This is a genomic window from Roseobacter sp. HKCCA0882 (assembly GCF_037805225.1).
Classification (GTDB): Bacteria; Pseudomonadota; Alphaproteobacteria; order Rhodobacterales; family Rhodobacteraceae; genus M30B80.
Map to the genome: position 1 here is coordinate 238,623 of NZ_JBBLYI010000002.1, position 15,079 is coordinate 253,701.

The following is a 15,079-nucleotide window of genomic DNA, read 5'->3' on the forward strand; positions in this document are numbered from 1 at the left end:
GTTAGCCCCCCATTCGTTCTTCAAGCCGCGCCACCACCCCGCTTGGCACACGGGGTTGGTTTAATTGATCCAAGAGCCGCGATTTCACATCATCAGGGATAAAACTGTTGCCTTCAACATAGGCGATCAGCCGCGCACGGCGTTCAGGGTCAAGCTCTAGCTCCTCGTCTTGCACCACCTCAGGTAGGCTGCCATCGGCTGTAGGGCGCAGAGGGTCAACCTTGATCCCCGCCCCCAAGACGGGGGTTCGGGCGGCCACAATCTCACGGCCTGCCAAGTGATCCGCGCGGAAAATCACATCATCCCCTTGCCGGCGCAGGAGCGTAACTTCGGCGTCCTCAAGGCGATCTTCATCCCCTAAAACAAGCACATGCGCGCCATCGGCCAAGGCCGTGGCAGGCGCAATCATGACGCCCTCAAGCGCGGGCTCGGTCACATGGACACTGACAAAATCCCCCGCTTGCAAGCCCGCAGGGCGCAGCACATCGGCAAAGAGCAACCGCCCCGTTTGCCCCTCACCCACCGCCCCGCTCTCCCGCGTCAGGCGTGCAGGTAGGGTCAGAACTTGCTCACCCAGATCAATGCGCAACTCCACATCAACTTGCGGCAGGCGGCCATCTTCGCCCACCAGGCGCGCATATTGCGCGGTCGATAGACGAAAGGCGACTTCAAGCTGATCAGGATCAAGCAGGCGGCCAAATTGCTCATTCGCGCTCAACAGCCGCCCTTCGGCCAAATCAACCTCGGACAAAACCCCCGAAAATCCAGCGCGAATTTCAGTATCAGCCAAACGCCGCTCTGCATCCGCAAGCGCCTGCCTGCGGGCCAATGTGGCTTGGCTGGCGGAAGCCACGGCCAATTCCGCCGCCTCAACCGCGGCCAAACTGCCGACACCGCGATCCGCAAGATCACGCGCCCGCGCTAGCGCGCGGCGGCGCAAATCTTCCTGCGCTTCTGCATCCTGTAGATCTGCCGCGGCGGTGTCGCGCGCCCATTCTGCCTCGGCAGGATCAATCCGCACCAAAAGCGCGCCTTCCTCAACACGTCCCCCCTCGCGGAAATTGGGCGCAAGCTCAACCACACGTCCCCCGATGGCCGCCCGCAATTCTAGACTGCGCCGCGGCAAAATCTCGCCAAACGCGGTCAGTTCAGGACGCAAGCTTTGCGGGGTCAGCGTCAGAACTTCGGCGGCAAAAACCCGCTCTCGGGCAGGCGGGCGACTGCCCTGATCGCCCATGCGTTCCTGCAAAGATGACCAGATCAGCCCGACCGCCAAGGACAACAGTCCGAAGGTCACAGCGCTTAGGAATAACCCCGTCAATGCACGGTTGAAAAATCTCATAAATGTATCGCCTCAGCAGGGAAGGATTACCCTAAGAATAGACCAAGAAAGCACGATGGAAATAGCGCGGCATAGTGACCCCACATGGGGGATATGTTCGGCATGGCTATTTCCGCCGCCGATGTTCCTCAAGGCGGGGCAAGATTTCAACAAAATTGCAGGGGCGATGGCGATAATCGAGCTGCCAATTTAGAATTTCATCCCACGCATCGGCACAGGCCCCCAAACTGCCCGGTAAGGCAAAAAGGTATGTGCCTTGGCAGACCCCGCCCGTTGCCCGAGATTGAACTGCTGATGTGCCAATTTTGTGCATCGATACCATGGTGAAAACGGTGCCAAAGGCCTCGATTTCTTTTTCGTAAACATCGCGATGCGCCTCCACCGTGACATCGCGCCCTGTAAGACCCGTGCCACCCGTGGTCAGGATCACGTCCACCGCAGGATCCGCGCACCACGCGCGCAGTTTTTCTGCGATCTCAGTGCGCTCATCGCGTAAAATCTCGCGGTGGATCAAATAATGGCCCGCCGCTTTGATCCGCCCTTCCAAAAGGTCGCCAGATTTATCTTGCGTCAAATCCCGCGTGTCAGAAACGGCCAGAACCGCAATGCCGATTGGGATAAAGTCGCGCGTCTCATCAATGCGGCTCATCTCGCGCCCCCAAGGCTCGCTTTCAGTTTCAACAAATCCGCCCAAGCCTCGCGCTTGAGCAAAGGCACGTTCATCAATCGAGCGGGCGAATAAATTGGGAAAGCAGGGCAGCGATGCGCGCCTGCGACAAGCATATGATCCGATTCACGCAGACGCTGGACACCCGTTGGTGACAGGGCTGAAACGCAAGATGCATTTCCAAGCAGCACCACCGCCTTCGGCGCACATAATGCGATATGGCGCAGCAAGAAAGGACGCAGCACCTGATGCTCGGCCTCTGTGATTGGGCGATCTTGCGGCATCCGCCACGGGGAAACGTACGTGAAATAGAGCGCCTCACTCTGACCCTCTGCCGACCGCGAAAGACCGATCGCGCCAAACATCGCATCAAAGAGTTTGCCCGCCTCATCGCTAAAACCCTGCCCCGCCTCATCATCGGCACGGCTTGGGGCTTCGGCAATGACCATCACATCGGCCTGAGGGTTGCCCTGCGAGAAAACCATATTCCGCGCGCCTTTGCGCAGATCAAGCCCATGGAAATCCGCCATTGCAGCCCGCAATGCATCTAAGGAAGGTGCCGCCTGTGCTAGGGCATCGGCGGCTTTGGCCAAATCTGAAACAGTGGCCGCTTTCGGTGCGGGTGTTGGTGCAGGCTTAGACTGCGCGACCTTTGGTGAAACGGGCGCAGGCTTCACCTCGGGCTCAAGGTCAAATCGGTTGATCGGCGCTTCTTCAATCGCATCGCTCACACCCAAATCCACCTGCCAACTGAGCGCGGCAAGCGCATCGGTATAGGTCTTCTGATCAAGGTCATGGCTCATGGTCACAATGCTACTGCCAGTGCGCCGCGAGGTAAATGGGCCATAACAGCCTCTATCGGATGGGTTGTGTCCGCCCCCAAAGACGGCCTATAAGCGGCGCAGTCAAATAGGAAGACAGATCAGGGGGAGCCCGATGTCGTTTCGCCAAAACCACCTCTTAGGTATCGAAACACTTGCCCCCGATGAAATCGTTACAATTCTTGATCTTGCCGATCGCTACGCCGAACTTGAGCGCGGTGATAATAAACACGGTGACGCCTTAAAGGGGCTGACCCAGATCAATATGTTTTTCGAGGCCTCCACCCGCACCCAAGCCAGTTTTGAATTGGCAGGCAAACGTCTTGGCGCGGATGTGATGAACATGGCGATGGCGGCGTCTAGCCTGAAAAAGGGTGAAACGCTCATTGATACGGCGCTGACGCTCAACGCGATGCATCCTGATCTTTTGGTTGTGCGGCACCCCCATTCGGGCGCCGTGAACCTCTTGGCGGAAAAGGTAAATTGCGCGGTTCTGAATGCGGGCGATGGCAAGCATGAACACCCAACCCAAGCCCTGTTGGATGCGCTGACCATTCGCCGCGCAAAAGGGCGCTTGCACCGCCTGAACATTGCGATATGCGGCGACATTGCACATAGCCGCGTGGCGCGCTCAAACATTCTGCTGCTTGGCAAAATGGAGAACCGAATTCGTCTAATTGGCCCCCCCACCTTGATGCCCGCAGGGGTCAGCGAATGGGGCGTGGAAATGTATGACGATATGCAAGCAGGGCTTGCAGGCTGTGATGTGGTGATGATGCTGCGCCTTCAAAAAGAACGCATGGACGGCGCCTTCATCCCATCGGAACGGGAATATTATCACCGCTTCGGGCTGGACGCAGAAAAGCTGAGCGCCGCCAAGGATGATGCGATTGTCATGCACCCCGGCCCAATGAATCGCGGGGTCGAGATTGACGGAACCATTGCCGATGACATCAACCGATCAGTAATCCAAGAGCAGGTTGAAATGGGCGTTGCTGTGCGTATGGCAGCAATGGATTTGCTGGCGCAGAATTTGCGTGCCAGACGAGCCGAAAAGGGGGCGCAAGCATGAATATACTATTCAAAAATGCGCGCCTCATAGACCCAGAGGCAGGCACTGAGGATTTGGGCTGGCTTCTCGTCAAAGATGGGATGATTGCGGCGCGCGGAACGGGTGACACGACCCGAAACGCAGAGCGCGTCATTGACTGCGCCGAATCCTGCCTTGCCCCCGGTCTGGTCGATATTGGCGTCAAAATCGGCGAGCCTGGTGAACGTCATAAGGAAAGTTTCCGCAGCGCAGGCGCGGCTGCCGCCGCAGGTGGCGTGACCACCATCGTCACGCGTGCTGACACCACCCCCTCGATTGATACGCCTGAAACATTGGAATTCGTGCGCCGCCGCGCGCAGGATGCAAGCCCCGTGCGTATCCTCCCAATGGCTGCCCTGACCAAGGGCCGTGAGGGGCGCGAGATGACGGAATTGGGCTTTCTCTTGGATGCAGGGGCTGTGGCCTTCAGCGATGGCGACCTAGTTCTGCGCGACAGCAAGGTTCTCAGCCGCTGCATGGTGTACGCCCGCAGTCTTGGCGCGCTCATTGTGGGCCATCCACAAGACCCTATTTTGTCAGAAGGGGCGGCTGTAACCTCTGGCAAATTCGCCTCTCTTAAAGGCTTGCCCGCAGTGTCGCCTATGGCAGAACGTATGGGGTTGGAGCGCGATCTTGCATTGGTTGAAATGACCGGCGTGGCCTATCACGCAGATCAGATCTCCACCGCGAAATCGTTACCCGCGCTGCGCCGCGCGAAAGAGGCAGGGCTGAATGTTACGGCCGCTATTTCAATCCACCATTTGACGCTGAACGAATTTGACGTAGGCGATTACCGCACCTTCTTTAAGGTCAAGCCACCCTTGCGCGCCGAGGAAGATCGCGTTGCGATGGTTGAGGCGCTGCGGGAAGGGCTTATTGATATTATTTGCTCCATGCACACACCCCAGGATGAAGAAAGCAAACGGCTGCCTTATGAAGCGGCGGCCAGTGGCGCAGTAGGGCTTGAAACCCTGTTGCCCGCCTCGTTGCGGCTGCATCACGGGGCGGGTCTGAGCCTGCCTGATCTCTTCAAAGCGTTGTCTTTGAACCCCGCCCGCCGCTTTAATGTCCCAGGTGGCAGCTTAGCCGAAGGTGCTGCGGCTGATGTCATTCTGTTTGATCCAAATCGACCCTTTGTTCTGGATCGCTTCGCTTTGCACTCAAAATCCAAGAACACGCCCTTTGATGGCGCACGGCTGCAAGGGATGGTTTTGGCAAGTTTCGTCAACGGCCAATGCATTTATGAACGGAACGCATCGTGATCGAATTTAACTTGATCCAATTGGGCCTCGTTGGGATCGGGGCCTATCTCTTGGGCTCGGTTCCCTTTGGACTGGTCATGGCGCGCCTGTTCAATTTGGGCGATTTGCGCAGCATTGGGTCGGGCAATATTGGCGCAACCAATGTCCTGCGCACAGGCCATAAACTGGCGGCTTTCCTGACCTTGGTTCTTGATGCAGGAAAAGGTGCGATTGCCGTTTTGGTGGCACGCGCTTTGTTTGGCGATTTAGCTGCACAAGTTGCGGGGGGCGCGGCATTTCTCGGGCATTGCTACCCTGTGTTTATCGGTTTCAAGGGCGGCAAGGGGGTGGCAACCTTTCTCGGCACGCTCCTCGCACTTGCTTGGCCTGCAGGTATTGCGGCTTGCGCCACATGGACGATTGTGGCCGCGCTGTTTCGCATTTCGTCCCTATCCGCGCTGATCGCGGCAGTATTGTCACCCGTATTCGTGGCAATCTTGGGTTATCCGCAGACCGCAGTCGTCACGGTCATCTTGGCTGCGCTGATTTTCAACAGACACCACGCGAATATCAAAAGACTGCTCTCTGGCACCGAGCCGAAAATTGGCCAGAAATCCTAATCAGTATTTATACTCTTCGTAGATCCGCGTTAAATCACCGCCCCATTCGCCGTGATAGCGTTCTAACAATTCATCGGCGGGGGTTTTGCCGCTGTCTAGGCTTTCTTTCAACGCATTCAGAAAATGTGTCTCATCAGGCACAAGCCCACCCGCGCCCGCGCGCGCGCGGGTTTTCAACCCCGCCTCAGAGAGCGCCACAACTTCACGCGCCAGCTCATGCATCTTTATCCCGTGAGTGTCGGCCTGAAGCCCTTCAACAGATGCCGCAGCGCGCAGCGTATCGCGGGTCTCAGCGTCCCATCCCTTCACCAAATCCCATGCGGCGTCCAATGCGGTCTGATCATACATCAAACCCACCCAAAACGCGGGCAAAGCACATAGCCTGCGCCATGGGCCGCCATCGGCACCGCGCATTTCGATGAATTTCTTGACCCGTGCCTCTGGGAAAATTGTGGTCAAATGATCCGCCCAATCAGACAGGGTCGGCACCTCACCTGGAAGGGCGGGCAATTGACCTTTGAGAAAATCGCGGAAGGATTGACCGAGCGCGTCAATGTAAACCCCATCGCGATATACAAAATACATCGGCACATCGAGCGCATATTGCACCCATGCCTCAAAGCCAAAACCCTGCTCAAAGACGAACGGCAGCATCCCCGTTCGCGCGGCATCGAGGTCACGCCAAACACGGGCGCGCCATGATTTATGCCCATTGGGTTTGCCATCAATAAAGGGCGAATTTGCAAACAGCGCAGTCGCGACAGGTTGCAACGCCAAAGCCACGCGCAGCTTTTGCACCATATCCGCCTCACAGGAGAAATCGAGGTTCACCTGAACCGTGCTGGTTCGATACATCATGGTTTTGCCCATGCTGCCCACGCGATCCATATAGCCTGTCATCAGGCGATAGCGCCCTTTTGGCATCATCGGCATATCCTCATGCCGCCAAATCGGGGCCGCACCTAGGCCGATGAATTCAACCCCGATCTTATCGGCCACATCACGCACCTCGCGGAGGTGTTGGTTCACCTCGTCACAGGTCTGGTGGATTGTCTCGAGAGGCGCGCCTGAAAGTTCAAGCTGCCCGCCCGGCTCAAGGCTGACATTCGCGCCATCCTTGGTCAGGCCGATGATGTGCGCGCCCTCCATCACGGGCGCCCATCCGAATTTATCGCGCAACTCCTCAAGCACCGCTTTGATTGAGCGAGGGCCATCATAGGGCAGCGGGTTTAGCGTGTCGCGGCAATAGCCGAATTTTTCATGCTCTGTGCCAATGCGCCATTGATCCCGCGGCTTGCACCCTGCGGCCAAATACTCTGCCAACTGGCTTTCGCGTTCAATAGGGCCACCGCCTTGCTGAGGTATCGACATGGGCGCTGCTCCCGCCTGAATTATGATTGCACACCAATGCGGAACTGGCCCGCCTGACCATCCGTGTCAAGGCCACGCGTCCACAGAATTTGCGTACCAAGGCGTTTCCTATCGCGCGCGGCAATCAGCGCTGCCATTGAAATTTTGGGCAGAGCAGAAAACCCATCAAACAAAACCTCTGCGCCGCTTGCCTCAAGGGGGATGGTCAAAACACTGTCGCGGGTTTTCAAAACCCATGCAGGATCATTGTCCTTATCCACCCGTAAGCCAAGGCTTTCTAGATCATCCAAATCCACGGCACCGCCCCAAATTGGGCCCATATAGGCGATGCGCCCTTCAACAAGGCTGACCACCCCCACGCCTTGCCCAGACGATGCAAACCGCGCGCGGCGCCATGCGACAAAGCCCGTTGTTGCTGCCACGGCAACCACCATCCACCCAACCATGCCTAAAATTGGGCTCGGGCGCGTGATCAACCACAGGCCAAAGCCAACCGCGCAGAAGGCTGCGATCACCTCTGCGTATCGCACAAAGGCGTGGCGCAATTCAGGTCGGATCATGCCAATCCCCCAAATGAGATTGAAACAGCGTCAGCAGGGCCACGGCGGCGGTATCCGCACGCAAAATGCGTGGGCCAAGGCTGACTGGGGTCACAAAAGGCAGGCGCGACAGGCTTGCGCGCTCTTGCGGGGAAAACCCGCCCTCAGGGCCAATCAAAAGCGCCCATTTCTGACTAGGCTGCGGCCCCGCAAAAGCCGCCGCGACACCAACCCGCGCCTCATCCGCCCAAATAATCTGACGATCCTCAGGCCATTGCGCCAAAAGGCGATCAAGGCGCATCAGATCACTGACCTCAGGCACGAATGTGCCGCCACATTGCTCTGCCGCCTCTATGGCGTGGGCTTGCAAGCGATCCTGCCTGATCCGCTCGGAATTGGTGAACTCGGTCTGAACGGGGATGATCCGCGCGGCCCCCATCTCGGTCGCTTTTTCCACGATAAAATCTGTGCGCGCTTTTTTGATTGGCGCGAAAATCAGCCATAGATCAGGCGGCAGCTGAACCACGCGGGTTTGCTCGCGGCACAAAAGCCGTCCTGCGCGCTTATTTGCTTCGACAACTTCGGCAAGAAACTCACCGTCACGGCCATTAAACACCAAAATCTCGGCCCCAACGGAAAGCCGCATCACAGCAAAAAGATAATTGGCCTGATCACGCTCGAGAGAGAGTGTTTGCGCTTTGGCAAGCAGCTGGTCTAGGTAAAGGCGTATCTTGGCGGCTTGAGACATAAGGGGATCATATGAGCGCAGATAACCAAATGCCAGAGGGTCGCGTGCGCGATGCCTATCAGGGCAATTGGGTCGATCATCTCGCCCCTGCCACAACACGGCCCTATCTGCGATTATCTCGGGCCGATCGCCCAATTGGCACATGGTTATTGCTTTTGCCGTGCTGGTGGGGCTTGGCGCTTTCTGTTGCGGCTGACCCTGCGGGCGGAACAGTCTATAATCTCTGGATTGCACTTGGCTGCGCTATTGGCGCGTTTCTCATGCGCGGTGCAGGCTGCACATGGAATGACATCACCGACCGCCATATTGATGCGGGCGTTGCCCGCACCCAATCGCGCCCTTTGCCATCAGGTCAGGTGACAGTGCGCGGCGCACTGATTTGGGCGGTTGTGCAGGCACTCATCTCTTTTGGTATTCTGCTCACCTTTCAAGCAGCCGCAATTTGGTTGGGCATTCTGGCTCTCTTGCCTGTGGCGATTTATCCTTTTGCCAAGCGTTTCACATGGTGGCCGCAGGTGTTTTTGGGCATTGCCTTTAACTGGGGCGCGCTTTTGGCTTGGGCGGCGCATCAAGGCAATCTATCGCTTGCCCCTATCCTTCTTTATCTCGCAGGAATTGCATGGACCCTGTTTTATGACACGATTTATGCCCATCAAGACAAAGAAGATGACGCGCTGATGGGCGTGAAATCGACCGCACGCCTTTTTGGGGAGAATTCGGCGCAGTGGCTTTGGGGCTTCTTGATCCTCAGCGCGGGCCTCGCGGCGGCGGCTGTGATGGTTGTCCTATCAGGGGCGGCGCTAATATTGGGTCTTTGCGGCGTTGTGGGTTTTGCCGCCCATATGATCTGGCAGATGCGGCAGTTGGACATCAACAATGTCGACCGCTGCCTGTCGCTGTTTCGCAGCAATCGCGATGCTGGGCTGATCTTTGGGCTATTTCTTGCCGCTGCAGCATTGCTGTGATTGATCCTCGGGCGATTAATCTCTAAGCCATCCCCAGGGGATAAATTCGGATCACATTTCCAATATGAAAATTTCGCTCTCTCTTGCAGCAGTTTTAACTTTTTTGGTCGCAGGCCTGTTGTCTTACCTCGTGGCAATAGCCGCGGCGATCTCCATCGAAAACCGTTCTGTTGCGGCGGTTGAGGAACGGCTGGAGCAATCTGGCGTGAGTTGGGTCGAGTTGCGCGGGGACGGGCTGCAAGTTCACATTTCAGGCGAGGCCCCCAATGAGGCTGCACGGTTTCGCGCGCTGACACTTGCCGCGGCAGTCGTGGATGATGACCGGCTGATTGATGAAATCACCGTTGCCGACCCCGCGGGCATTTCAACCCCAGATTTCCTGCTCGAGATGTTGCGCAACAGTGACGGCATTTCGATGATTGGACTGATCCCAACCGATGCCGATGGCGAAACCATTGCCGCACGCATCGCCGATATCACCAATGGGGTCGAAGTCGCCAATCTGGTGGAAAGCGTTGACTATCCTATTCCGCAAGGTTGGGATGCCGCACTTGAATACGGGCTGCGCGCCTTGCGCTTGCTTCCACGTTCAAAAATCTCGGTGATGCAGGGCAAGGTGACTGTCACGGCGGTTGCCGATAGCGTGGCGGAGCGTGACAGCGCAATATCCCGCTTAAACAGTTACCCTCAGGCAGGGTTGGATGTGGTTATCGACATCTCCGCCCCCCGTCCCGTTATTACACCCTTTGCCTTTCGTATGATCCGCGAGGGCGATGTGGCCAGTCTTGAGGTTTGCTCCGCAGATACGGAGGCGAATGCGGCGCGGATTATCACCGCAGCAGAGGCCGCAGGCCTTGCCACAGGTGAAAGCTGTGATGTGGGCCTTGGCGTGCCTTCCACAGAATGGGCGCTGGCCATAGGGGTGGCGGTCGCCGCTCTTGCAGAACTCGGGGAGGGGACGCTCACCTTCTCAGACGCCGATGTCAGCCTTGTGGCGAAAGAAGGCACATCGCAGCGTCTTTTTGATCAGGTGGTGGGTGAATTAGACCGCAACCTTCCCAATCTGTTTTCATTGCAGGCCATCCTACCGCCCCCGCCCCAAGATAGCGGCGCGTTAGAAGCGCCAGAATTCACCGCAAGCCTTTCTGAGACAGGGGCCGTTCAGGTGCGCGGTCGCTTACCCGATGAAAACCTGCAAGCCGCGAACCAAGCTTTCGCGCAGGCGCTTTTCGGCAGCGAAAATGTCTATTTCGCCACGAATTTAGACGAAGCCTTGCCCGAAGGATGGTCAGTCCGCAGTCTTGCAGGCTTAGAGGCGCTGTCCTTTTTGCATGACGGCGATTTGCTCATCACCCCCGCAAAACTGACATTGTCTGGCCGTGTTGCAGATCGAGATCATATCGAACTGGCCTCGCGCCTCCTATCGGATAAACTTGACGGTGCAGATTTCGAGATCAACGTGACCGTGGATGCAAGCCTTGCGCCTGAACCCGAATTGCTGTCACCTGAAACCTGCCTTTCGCGGATCAAAGATCTGTTGGCAGAGACGAAAATCACCTTTGATCCTGGGTCGATTGAAATCAACGAAAGCACAGGCGCAATCCTAGATCGCTTGGCTGAGATCCTGCCAGATTGCCGCCATGTCGATATGGAAATCGGCGGTCATACCGACAGTCAAGGGCGCGAGGAAATGAACCTCACATTGAGCCAAGCCCGCGCTGATGCGGTCTTCAACGGCCTTCTGGCGCGGCGGGTTCTGGTGTCGAACCTATCGGCGCGCGGTTATGGAGAGGCCAACCCAATCGCGGATAATGACACCGAAGAGGGCCGCGAGCAAAACCGTCGTATCGAGTTTAAACTGATTGATCGAACCGCAGCCGAAAATGACACGCCCGGGGAGGCGGCAGATGCCGAAGCCCCTGCAGGCGAGGAGGCCCAACAATGAACCGCACTGAATTCATTATCGCCATTACGATCATTTTGATCATCGCCTTTGCCCTTGGGTGGTTTGCAAATTGGCTTGTGCATCGTCTGACGCGCGTATCCGATGCAGATGTGAATGAGTTGGAAAGCCTCGCCGCTTCGCTGCACGAAGCCGAAGAATTGCGCGACCAAGCCATCACTTATATCGAACAGCGCGAAAGCGAATTGACCACGCAGCTTTCCCAAACCGAGGCCGAGTTGCGTGCCGCGATGGAAGGTTTGCGTGAAGCCCGCAGCGAAAACGACCATCTGCGCAGTAAGTTGGAGAAATCTTAAGCTAAGGTTTTACCCATTGGGCAAGCGCGGCCTCATCTTCGTCTTTGGCCTCTACCCAATCCGCGCGCCCATCGTGGCGCGCTTCTTTTTTCCAGAATGGCGCACGGGACTTTAGATAATCCATGAGGAAATCGGCGCTTTCAAATGCTGCTTTGCGATGGGGCGAAGCGGTCGCTACCATCATGATCTGGTCTGACGGCACAAGTTTGCCATAGCGGTGGATGATCAAGACGCGGATCAACGGCCAGCGCGCCTGCGCTTCGGCGGCGATTGCACCAAGCGCTTTTTCAGTCATGCCTGCATAATGCTCTATTTCCATATGAGCGAGGCTTTGATCGGGCAAATCGCGTACCAGACCTGTGAAACTGACGACAGCGCCCGCACCCGTTGCAGCCGCGGCGAAATCCGAAATCTCAGCGCCCAAATCAAACGGCGCAGATTGGACGCGGACATCTACCGCCATGGCCCTAGCCCCCCGTCATTGGTGGGAAAAAGGCAATCTCGCGCGCGCCCTGAACGGGATGATCCAAATCGACCAATTCCTGATCAACCGCCGCGCGCACAGCGGATAGATCCGAAAACACCAAGTCATGCGCGTCAGATTTACCGCGCAGCTCAGCAATCAACTCGGCGATTGTTGCCGCATGGGTGCTGATCATCTCGCGATCCGCGCCAATGCGTTCGCGCAACCATGCGAAATATCTCAGTTCAATCATCCCGTCAGCCTTTCTGGTCACTGAGGAATGGCAAGGCTTTGAGGAAGTAATCAAACCCTGTGACAAAGGTCAAAACGGCTGCAAGCCACAACATCCCCATGCCACCCCACGCCAAAGCATCGCGCAGCACGTGCAAGCCAAAGGTGCCAAATGAATGGTCATTGTGCATATTATGCTCTGCAATCGCCCATAAGAACATCAAGACAATCGCAACCATCTGTACCATGGTTTTCCATTTGGCGAGTTTTGTAACCTTAAGTCGCCCTGCATCCGCGCCCAAGAATTCACGCAGGCCAGAGACGAAGACCTCGCGAAATAGGATAAGAACAACAGGTGTGATCAGGGCCACGGATAGATCAAACAGCCCGACCAAGATTGCCAAGGCGATCACCACCATGGCCTTATCCGCAATCGGATCAAGCATGGCACCGAAACGGGAAACTTGCGCCCATTTGCGAGCCAAATATCCATCCAGATAATCGGTGGTGGCTGCGCCGATAAACAGGATCAATGCCACCCAATCGGCAATCGGACGCGGAAAGATTGCAAACACCACACCGACCGCAATCGCGGCTAACAGGCGAAGCACCGTCAGAATATTTGGAAGTGTCCATGTCATAGGTTCGATCTTATCCGCTCACGCCCCGTCATGGAAGAAGGCATAGATGGTTTCTGCCATCCGATCTGAGATTCCTTCTACCGCCTTTAGATCTGCCAAATCTGCGCGCGACACGGCCTTACCACTTCCAAAATGGGCCAAAAGCGCCCGCTTGCGGGTGGCGCCAATGCCGGGAACCTCATCCAACGGGGTCGCGCCAATCGCCTTTGATCGTTTGTCGCGATGCGCCCCAATCGCAAAGCGATGCGCCTCATCGCGCAGGCGTTGGATAAAATAGAGCACAGGGTCATTGCGCTTAAGCGCAAAGGGACGCGCCCCATAGCGGTGGAACTCTTCCTTGCCCGCATCACGATCTACACCTTTGGCGACACCGATAAAGGGGACATCGTCAACACCCAGATCCCCCATGATCTCAGCAACAGCACTGATCTGCCCCGCCCCACCATCGATAAGCAATAAGTCAGGCCAAGCATCGGATTTGCGGTCAGGGTCTTCCTTAAGGAGGCGCTGAAAGCGGCGCGTTAGAACCTCTTTCATCATGCCAAAATCATCCCCGGGGGTAAGATCATCCCCGCGGATGTTGAATTTGCGATATTGGCTTTTGAGAAAGCCCTCTGGCCCCGCAACAATCATGGCCCCAACGGCATGTGCGCCTTGGATATGCGAGTTGTCATAAACCTCTATACGCGCGGGCGCGCCATCTAGGCCAAACGCATCGGTCAAACCGCGCAACAATTTTGCTTGGGTGGCGCTTTCGGCCATACGCCGTGCAAGGCTTTCGCGGGCATTGCGCAATGCCCCCTCAACCAATTCCGCCTTTTCGCCACGCTGTGGCACGAGGATCTCAACCTTGCCACCGCGCTTTTGGCCCAAAGCGGCCTCCATCAGCTCGGCCTCCTCCAGCCCATGCGACAGGATCACTTGGCGTGGGGGTTCCTTGTTATCATAGAACTGGCCCAAAAAGGCCTCCATGACCTCATCGGGGGATTCAGAACCACCCAAGCGCGGGTAATAGTCATGGTTGCCCCAGTTTTGGTTGGCGCGGATGAAAAAGACCTGAACACAGGCCTGACCGCCCTCCATATGTAAGGCGATGATATCGGCCTCACGCACAGTTTGTGGGTTGATCCCTTGGGTGCCCTGCACTTGCGTCAGCGCGCGGATGCGGTCGCGCAGGGCTGCAGCGCGCTCATATTCCATCGCTTCGGCAGCCTCGGCCATTTGCACGCCAAGCTGCTCTTGAATTTCGGTGGAATTCCCGCGCAAAAACCGCGCGGCATCAGCCACGCTCGCGGCGTATTCTGATGCGCTAATATAGCCAACACATGGCGCAGAACACCGCTTAATCTGGTAGAGCAAACAGGGCCGCGTGCGGCTGTCAAAAGTCGTGTCGCTGCAATTGCGCAGCAAGAACACTTTTTGCAATTGGTTCAACGTGCGATTAACCGCCCCCGCCGAAGCAAAGGGGCCAAAATACTGACCTTTCTCCGTCTTGGCGCCTCGATGTTTGCGGATTTGCGGAAAATCATGCGCTGCCCCGATTACGATATTCGGGAAGCTTTTATCGTCACGAAGCAAAACATTGTATCGCGGCTTGAGCTGCTTAATGAGATTTTGCTCTAACAGCAGCGCCTCGGTTTCGGTGCGCGTGGTCAGAAACATCATCGAAGCAGTTTCCGAAATCATCCGCGCGATACGCGGACTATGCCCCGAGGGTTTCGCATAATTCGACACCCGCCGCTTGAGGGCACGCGCCTTGCCAACATACAAAACGCGGCTCTGCGCATCGAGCATGCGATAAACACCAGGGCTTTGATCTAGCGTCTTAAGGTAGTCGCGAATGACCTCATGCCCCTGCCGCGGCGCATCTCCTGAGGGGCTAATTTCCACGCTGTTTTCTAACATGTCATCCATGACGCAAAGCCTGCCCTGATTCCAATTCGCGCTGCAACGAAGAGCAGCCAAGTTCAAGAGAAAATATGTCCACTAAACCTGTGGATAAACCTGCGGAAAACCCTTGAAGCATCGAAATTTTTCTTTGTTTTTCGGAGGGTTCTGTGAATTGCACAATTTTTAGGCGT

16 protein-coding genes are annotated in these 15,079 nt (G+C 56.6%); 6 read left to right on the forward strand and 10 right to left on the reverse strand.

All coding sequences use genetic code 11. From position 1 onward, the window contains the following. Nucleotide 1: 1 nt before the first annotated feature. From AAC622_RS09400 to AAC622_RS09410, 3 genes are all read right to left on the reverse strand, one after another. Nucleotides 2-1,342, reverse strand: a complete 1,341-nt coding sequence (locus tag AAC622_RS09400) for an efflux RND transporter periplasmic adaptor subunit (protein WP_340261928.1) — start codon at nt 1,340-1,342, stop codon at nt 2-4. A 106-nt stretch (nt 1,343-1,448) separates the two neighbouring features. Then, nucleotides 1,449-1,991, reverse strand: coding sequence for a molybdenum cofactor synthesis domain-containing protein (locus AAC622_RS09405; protein WP_340261930.1), 543 nt, complete (start codon nt 1,989-1,991; stop codon nt 1,449-1,451). Further along, entirely contained in the window at nt 1,988-2,812 is an 825-nt protein-coding gene (locus AAC622_RS09410; RefSeq protein WP_340261932.1) for a uracil-DNA glycosylase, read from the reverse strand. Before AAC622_RS09410 ends, AAC622_RS09405 begins: the two co-directional genes overlap by 4 nt. A gap of 133 nt (nt 2,813-2,945) precedes the next feature. Between AAC622_RS09410 and AAC622_RS09415 the strand changes: the two genes are divergently transcribed. Genes AAC622_RS09415 through plsY form a run of 3 tightly spaced genes read left to right on the forward strand, consistent with a single transcriptional unit; the run spans nt 2,946 to nt 5,781 of the window. Further along, nucleotides 2,946-3,902 carry an aspartate carbamoyltransferase catalytic subunit gene (locus tag AAC622_RS09415; protein ID WP_340252745.1) on the forward strand — a complete coding sequence of 319 codons (957 nt, stop codon included), beginning with the start codon at nt 2,946-2,948 and terminating at the stop codon, nt 3,900-3,902. Then, the gene (pyrC, locus tag AAC622_RS09420) at nt 3,899-5,182 is read left to right on the forward strand and encodes a dihydroorotase (RefSeq protein WP_340261934.1); all 1,284 of its coding nucleotides are present in this window, start codon (nt 3,899-3,901) and stop codon (nt 5,180-5,182) included. Before AAC622_RS09415 ends, pyrC begins: the two co-directional genes overlap by 4 nt. Continuing rightward, entirely contained in the window at nt 5,176-5,781 is a 606-nt protein-coding gene (plsY, locus tag AAC622_RS09425; protein WP_340263023.1) for a glycerol-3-phosphate 1-O-acyltransferase PlsY, read from the forward strand. Before pyrC ends, plsY begins: the two co-directional genes overlap by 7 nt. Here plsY and AAC622_RS09430 read toward each other — a convergent pair whose 3' ends face one another. The 3 genes from AAC622_RS09430 to AAC622_RS09440 are packed head-to-tail and all read right to left on the reverse strand — an operon-like array spanning nt 5,782 to nt 8,439. Next, on the reverse strand, nt 5,782-7,152 hold the full coding sequence (locus AAC622_RS09430; protein ID WP_340261936.1) for a glutamate--cysteine ligase: 1,371 nt from the start codon (nt 7,150-7,152) through the stop codon (nt 5,782-5,784). Between the two features lie 20 nt (nt 7,153-7,172). Then, nucleotides 7,173-7,712, reverse strand: a complete 540-nt coding sequence (locus tag AAC622_RS09435) for a hypothetical protein (protein ID WP_340261938.1) — start codon at nt 7,710-7,712, stop codon at nt 7,173-7,175. Continuing rightward, entirely contained in the window at nt 7,699-8,439 is a 741-nt protein-coding gene (locus tag AAC622_RS09440; protein ID WP_340261939.1) for a 16S rRNA (uracil(1498)-N(3))-methyltransferase, read from the reverse strand. Before AAC622_RS09440 ends, AAC622_RS09435 begins: the two co-directional genes overlap by 14 nt. An 11-nt stretch (nt 8,440-8,450) precedes the next feature. On the opposite strand from AAC622_RS09440, the gene ubiA reads away from it, so the two are divergent. From ubiA to AAC622_RS09455, 3 genes are all read left to right on the forward strand, one after another. Next, complete coding sequence (gene ubiA, locus AAC622_RS09445) at nt 8,451-9,404, forward strand: 4-hydroxybenzoate octaprenyltransferase (RefSeq protein ID WP_340261941.1); 954 nt, start codon at nt 8,451-8,453, stop codon at nt 9,402-9,404. Between the two features lie 64 nt (nt 9,405-9,468). Beyond that, nucleotides 9,469-11,349: an OmpA family protein gene (locus AAC622_RS09450; protein WP_340261943.1), complete on the forward strand. Its 1,881-nt coding sequence runs from the start codon at nt 9,469-9,471 to the stop codon at nt 11,347-11,349. Beyond that, nucleotides 11,346-11,663, forward strand: coding sequence for a hypothetical protein (locus tag AAC622_RS09455; protein WP_317656582.1), 318 nt, complete (start codon nt 11,346-11,348; stop codon nt 11,661-11,663). Before AAC622_RS09450 ends, AAC622_RS09455 begins: the two co-directional genes overlap by 4 nt. A 1-nt stretch (nt 11,664) precedes the next feature. Here AAC622_RS09455 and AAC622_RS09460 read toward each other — a convergent pair whose 3' ends face one another. From AAC622_RS09460 to uvrC, 4 genes are read right to left on the reverse strand one after another with little or no spacing between them, the layout of a single operon-like run. Next, a complete protein-coding gene (locus AAC622_RS09460; RefSeq protein WP_340261945.1) occupies nt 11,665-12,126 on the reverse strand; it encodes a molybdenum cofactor biosynthesis protein MoaE in 462 nt (153 codons plus the stop codon). A 4-nt stretch (nt 12,127-12,130) separates the two neighbouring features. Continuing rightward, the gene (gene moaD / locus AAC622_RS09465) at nt 12,131-12,379 is read right to left on the reverse strand and encodes a molybdopterin converting factor subunit 1 (RefSeq protein ID WP_340261947.1); all 249 of its coding nucleotides are present in this window, start codon (nt 12,377-12,379) and stop codon (nt 12,131-12,133) included. Nucleotides 12,380-12,383: 4 nt separating this feature from the next. Further along, nucleotides 12,384-12,998, reverse strand: coding sequence for a CDP-diacylglycerol--glycerol-3-phosphate 3-phosphatidyltransferase (pgsA, locus tag AAC622_RS09470; RefSeq protein ID WP_317656587.1), 615 nt, complete (start codon nt 12,996-12,998; stop codon nt 12,384-12,386). Between the two features lie 18 nt (nt 12,999-13,016). Further along, the gene (gene uvrC, locus AAC622_RS09475; RefSeq protein WP_445322631.1) at nt 13,017-14,903 is read right to left on the reverse strand and encodes an excinuclease ABC subunit UvrC; all 1,887 of its coding nucleotides are present in this window, start codon (nt 14,901-14,903) and stop codon (nt 13,017-13,019) included. Nucleotides 14,904-15,079: the final 176 nt, after the last annotated feature.

Excerpts from the sequence above, each read along its gene's own strand:
- uvrC (WP_445322631.1), bottom strand. The coding sequence starts at position 14,903 with ATGTTAGAAAACAGCGTGGAAATTAGCCCCTCAGGAGATGCGCCGCGG.
- AAC622_RS09405 (WP_340261930.1), bottom strand. The coding sequence starts at position 1,991 with ATGAGCCGCATTGATGAGACGCGCGACTTTATCCCAATCGGCATTGCG.
- AAC622_RS09415 (WP_340252745.1), top strand. The coding sequence starts at position 2,946 with ATGTCGTTTCGCCAAAACCACCTCTTAGGTATCGAAACACTTGCCCCC.
- moaD (WP_340261947.1), bottom strand. The coding sequence starts at position 12,379 with ATGATTGAACTGAGATATTTCGCATGGTTGCGCGAACGCATTGGCGCG.
- AAC622_RS09450 (WP_340261943.1), top strand. The coding sequence starts at position 9,469 with ATGAAAATTTCGCTCTCTCTTGCAGCAGTTTTAACTTTTTTGGTCGCA.
- AAC622_RS09460 (WP_340261945.1), bottom strand. The coding sequence starts at position 12,126 with ATGGCGGTAGATGTCCGCGTCCAATCTGCGCCGTTTGATTTGGGCGCT.
- AAC622_RS09400 (WP_340261928.1), bottom strand. The coding sequence starts at position 1,342 with ATGAGATTTTTCAACCGTGCATTGACGGGGTTATTCCTAAGCGCTGTG.
- pgsA (WP_317656587.1), bottom strand. The coding sequence starts at position 12,998 with ATGACATGGACACTTCCAAATATTCTGACGGTGCTTCGCCTGTTAGCC.
- AAC622_RS09435 (WP_340261938.1), bottom strand. The coding sequence starts at position 7,712 with ATGATCCGACCTGAATTGCGCCACGCCTTTGTGCGATACGCAGAGGTG.
- pyrC (WP_340261934.1), top strand. The coding sequence starts at position 3,899 with ATGAATATACTATTCAAAAATGCGCGCCTCATAGACCCAGAGGCAGGC.
- AAC622_RS09410 (WP_340261932.1), bottom strand. The coding sequence starts at position 2,812 with ATGAGCCATGACCTTGATCAGAAGACCTATACCGATGCGCTTGCCGCG.
- AAC622_RS09455 (WP_317656582.1), top strand. The coding sequence starts at position 11,346 with ATGAACCGCACTGAATTCATTATCGCCATTACGATCATTTTGATCATC.
- ubiA (WP_340261941.1), top strand. The coding sequence starts at position 8,451 with ATGAGCGCAGATAACCAAATGCCAGAGGGTCGCGTGCGCGATGCCTAT.
- AAC622_RS09440 (WP_340261939.1), bottom strand. The coding sequence starts at position 8,439 with ATGTCTCAAGCCGCCAAGATACGCCTTTACCTAGACCAGCTGCTTGCC.
- AAC622_RS09430 (WP_340261936.1), bottom strand. The coding sequence starts at position 7,152 with ATGTCGATACCTCAGCAAGGCGGTGGCCCTATTGAACGCGAAAGCCAG.